Origin of the sequence: Mesorhizobium sp. M1A.F.Ca.ET.072.01.1.1 (assembly GCF_004023325.1) — a bacterium.
Classification (GTDB): Bacteria; Pseudomonadota; Alphaproteobacteria; order Rhizobiales; family Rhizobiaceae; genus Mesorhizobium.
In genome coordinates this window covers 1-4606 of record NZ_RZSF01000430.1, presented here as the reverse complement: position 1 = coordinate 4606, position 4606 = coordinate 1, and the positions used below count along the sequence as shown (strand labels likewise).

Sequence of the window (4606 nt, the reverse complement as noted above, 5' to 3'; positions counted from 1 at the left end):
TTTTCGGGCTCGACCGCAGCCATGTCCGACTATGTCGAAACGCAAAAGCCGCCACGTGTCGTGCTGATGACGGAATGCTCGATGAGTGACAACGTCGCGTTAGCGCACCCGGATGTCGAGTTTATCCGTCCCTGCAATTTGTGCCCGCACATGAAGCGGATCACGCTTGGCAACATCCGCATGGCGCTCGAGCAGAACCGCAATGTCGTCACCATTGAGCCCGAGATCGCGGGGCGCGCGCGGGTCGCAGTCGAACGGATGCTGGCAATTTGAGGCCCGATGTCCGCAGCTTCTTTGGGCGGCCCATCATCATCGGGGGCGGCGTCGCCGGATTGATGACCGCGCTTCAATTGGCGCCGGAGCCGGTGCTTGTTTTGTCCAGGACGCTTCTGGGAGCTGACACTTCGAGTACCTCGGCTCAAGGGGGGCTGGCTGCGAGTTTCGGCCAAGACGACCATCCGACACTGCACCTGGCTGATACGCTCGCCGCCGGCGACGGGCTTTGCGATGAAGATATGGCCAACCGCATCCTTCAGGCCGCGCCTGGCGCGATCGAGGGGCTTGCGCGCTTTGGGGTCCGCTTCGACCGTACGCTAAAAGGACCCCTGTGCCTCGGATTGGAGGCCGCACACAGCCGGCGTCGCATCGTTCATGCTCATGGCGACGGCAGCGGGCGTGAGATCATGCGCGCACTGATTGATGCCGTGCGGTCCACCCCCTCGATTGTTGTCGTGGAGGGCGTGGAAGCGCGCCGACTAGCGGTCAGGGGGAATGCGATCCAAGGCGTCTGGGCGAGCTGTGCGCTAGGACCTGTCTTCTTCGGCTCACGGCGGGTCGTCCTTGCCACCGGTGGGATCGGCGGGCTATTTCTCGACAGCACCAATCCTTCGGGCAGTTGCGGACAGGGCCTGGCACTTGCGGCCCGCGCGGGAGCTGTCCTTGCCGACCTCGAGTTCATCCAGTTCCATCCGACCGCGCTCGAGGGTCCCGAACGCCCCATGGCGCTGGTCAGCGAGGCTGTCCGCGGCGAAGGTGCTACCCTGATCGATGAGACGGGTCGGCGCTTCCTCGATGGCGTTCCGGGCGCCGAACTCGCGCCTCGCGACGTCGTGGCGCGCGCAGTCTGGAGCCATCTGGCAGGTGGCCATCAAGTCTTCCTCGACGCGCGGAAACGGCCTGGCCCGGAATTTGTTCGACACTTCCCCACGATCGCATGTGCCTGTCGTGGACTGGGGATTGATCCCGTGCATGATCTCATTCCCATTCGTCCTGCCCAGCACTATCACATGGGTGGCGTTGCCGTGGACGGCTCGGGCAGGACATCGGTCAAGGGGTTGTGGGCCTGTGGCGAGGCCGCCTCGACCGGACTGCACGGCGCCAACAGGCTCGCCAGCAATTCCTTGACCGAGGCCGTCGTATGCGCGCGCTGGGTCGCTGAGAGCGTGGGCGGAACGCCTGCACGCAGAACAAAGCGAGTGTTTGCAGACGATTACCCATCGCCCGATCCGGTACCCGCGCGTCCTTTCGTGTCGCGCGCACTCGGTATCGTGCGCAATGGCGAAGCTTTGAAAGCCGCCGCACGGGCGTTGTTGCCGCTCGCTGAACGCGAGGACGCGGCATCGGATCCGGCGGCTGTCGGTCTGATGCTTGCTATTTCGGCCTTGCGGCGCCGAGAGAGCCGCGGCGCTCATTACCGCGAGGACTTTCCCCATCATGCAGCTGTTGCGCGTCGTTCCGAGATCACCCTCGGAGCCGCCCTCGCCGCGGCTCGGGAACTGGCGCACTCGCCAACGCTGGAAAGCGCCACCTAATGGGCCTGTCACCCCTTCCAGCAATCATACTCGAGCCGTTGGTTCGGTCAGCCCTTCTGGAAGATCTGGGCAGAGGCGGTGACGTCACCACCGAGGCGACGGTAGCAAAGGTTCATCACGCCACGACCGTTCTGGCCGCACGCCAGCCTGGAGTTGTCGCCGGGCTCGATTTGGTGAGGCTCGCGTTCAGATTGATGGACCAAAATATCAAGATGGATGTGAATCGAGCAGACGGCAGCAAAGTTGCGCAAGGGGAGATAATTGCATCGGTGAGTGGCCCGACCTGGGCTATTCTCACCGCTGAAAGGACGGCGCTGAATTTCCTATGCCATTTGAGTGGCATTGCCACGGCAACCGCATCGATTGTCGCAGCGGTTTGCGAGCACCGCGCCAAGATCACCTGCACGCGCAAGACGACGCCGGGGTTGCGGGCTGTCGAAAAGTACGCCGTGCGCGCTGGCGGCGGAGCCAATCACCGCTTCGGCCTCGACGACGCCGTCCTAATCAAGGACAATCACATCGCGGCTGCCGGCGGCATCCGTTCCGCCATCAAACGCGCGCGACAGAGTGTCGGCCACCTCGTCAAGATCGAAGTCGAGGTCGACACGCTAGTCCAGTTGGAAGAAGCCCTCTCGCTTGTCCCAGACGCTGTCTTGCTCGACAACATGTCGCTCGATGAGCTTCGCCAGGCGGTGGCCATGGTCGCCAGCCGGGCGATCACGGAGGCGTCGGGCCGGATCACTGCCACGACGGCGCCAGCCATCGCGGCCACTGGCATCGATCTTATCTCCGTCGGCTGGTTGACCCACAGCGCGCCAATTCTCGACATCGGACTGGACTATTACGCGCCGTGATCGGCCAACGAAACGGTCGGGGATCCACGGTCATTCGAAGCGCGAGGACAATGCGAAGTGCCAGGAAACATGACGGATATGCACGACACCAATGCGGCTAAAACGATGCCACGGACGCAATGCGCTGATGGCGGTATGTGGACCCTAGAGAAGGCTCGGGCACTTCACGATGCACCTTTCAACAATCTGCTCTTCCTGGCGCAGACCGTTCACCGCCAGAATTTCGATCCCAACAAGATCCAGCTCAGCCGGTTGCTCAGCATCAAGACAGGCGGCTGCCCGGAGGATTGCGGCTATTGCAGCCAGTCGGCGCATCACGAAACGGGCCTGAAGGCCTCGAAGCTGATGGAGGTCAAGCAAGTCATCGCTGAGGCGACCAAGGCGCGCGATGCCGGCGCCACCCGCTATTGCATGGGTGCTGCCTGGCGCAATCCCAAGCCGCGCGACATGGATGCGGTGGTCGCCATGGTCGAAGGCGTCAAGGCGCTCGGCATGGAGACCTGCATGACGCTCGGCATGCTCGATCTCGAGCAGGCCGGTCGCCTGAAGGAGGCGGGGCTCGACTACTACAACCACAATATCGACACGTCGGAGCGCTACTACGGCGAGATCATCAGCACGCGCAGCTTTGCCGATCGGCTGGATACGCTCGAGAACGTGCGCCAATCCGGCATCAAGGTCTGCTGCGGCGGGATTGTCGGAATGGGCGAAGAGCCGGTGGACCGGATCAACATGCTGGTGACGCTCGCCAATCTGCCGGAGCATCCAGAAAGCGTTCCGATCAACATGCTCATTCCGATCGCCGGCACCCCACTTGCCGACGCCAGCCCTATCGAGCCGATCGAGTTCGTGCGCATGATCGCGCTCGCCCGCATCATGATGCCGAAATCGCATGTCCGCCTTTCGGCCGGTCGCACCGCTATGACCGACGAGATGCAGGCGCTGTGCTTTTTTGCCGGCGCCAATTCGATCTTCGTCGGCGACACGCTGCTGACTGCGGGCAATCCCGGCCAGGACAAGGATACGCTGCTGTTCCGGCGTCTGGGGATCGAGCGGATGGAACCGGAGGCGCAGTGAACGAGGCACTGTTTGCCCGCTACGAGGCGACTTTGCAGGGACTGGCGCGCAAGGACCGGCTGCGGCGGCTGGCGCCGCGCGCCGGCCTCGACTTCTCATCGAATGACTATCTCGGGCTTGCCGCCTGCAAGAGGCTTGGCGACGCGGTTGTGGCTTCGATCGCGCGCGGCACGCCGGTTGGCGCAACAGGATCACGGCTGCTGCGCGGCAACGCGCCGGAGCATGAGCAATTGGAAGCTCACGCTGCGGCGTTTTTCGGGGCCGAGCGCGCACTTTTCTTCGGCGGCGGCTACATCGCCAATTTCGCTATTGTGACGACGCTGCCGCAGAAGGGCGACCTACTCGTCCTCGACGAGCTGGCCCATGCCAGCATGCACGAGGGTGCGCGCGCCGGACGCGCGGAGTTCGTTCTGGCCGCTCACAACGACCTCGACGCCTTCGAGGACGCGATAGCTCGCTGGCGCACTGAAGGCGGCATGGGGCGCGTCTGGATCGCGGTCGAAAGCCTCTACAGCATGGGTGGGGACTGCGCGCCTTTGGAGAGCCTTGTGGCGCTGGCCGACCGGCACGAGGCGTTCATCGTTGTCGACGAGGCGCACGCTACCGGCGCCTGGGGACCCGACGGCCGCGGCCTTGCCGTCGCTTTCGAGGGGCGCGACAACGTCCTCGCGCTGCACACATGCGGCAAGGCGCTCGGCGCATCTGGCGCCCTCGTCACGGGCCCAAGGACACTGTGCGACTATCTCGTCAACCGCTGCCGTCCGTTCATCTATGGCACCGCGCCATCGCCGCTGATGGCCGTGGCAGCGCGCGAGGCGATTGCCATGCTGTCCGACGAGCCCCAACGCCGTGCCCAGTTGCAGG

5 protein-coding genes are annotated in these 4606 nt (G+C 64.0%); all 5 read left to right on the top strand.

The features are described 5' to 3' along the window. The coding region (gene nadA / locus EOA32_RS33500) for a quinolinate synthase NadA (RefSeq protein WP_189407586.1) at window positions 1-273 on the top strand (273 nt) is incomplete at its 5' end. Then, complete coding sequence (locus tag EOA32_RS33495) at window positions 270-1811, top strand: L-aspartate oxidase (RefSeq protein ID WP_128374010.1); 1542 nt, start codon at window positions 270-272, stop codon at window positions 1809-1811. The genes nadA and EOA32_RS33495, both read left to right, overlap by 4 nt. Next, a complete protein-coding gene (gene nadC, locus EOA32_RS33490; RefSeq protein ID WP_128374009.1) occupies window positions 1811-2665 on the top strand; it encodes a carboxylating nicotinate-nucleotide diphosphorylase in 855 nt (284 codons plus the stop codon). Before EOA32_RS33495 ends, nadC begins: the two co-directional genes overlap by 1 nt. A 135-nt stretch (window positions 2666-2800) precedes the next feature. Continuing rightward, on the top strand, window positions 2801-3742 hold the full coding sequence (bioB, locus tag EOA32_RS33485) for a biotin synthase BioB (protein WP_128374011.1): 942 nt from the start codon (window positions 2801-2803) through the stop codon (window positions 3740-3742). After that, window positions 3739-4606 (top strand): 8-amino-7-oxononanoate synthase (locus EOA32_RS33480; protein ID WP_145971443.1); only part of this gene is annotated, 868 nt, incomplete at its 3' end. The genes bioB and EOA32_RS33480, both read left to right, overlap by 4 nt.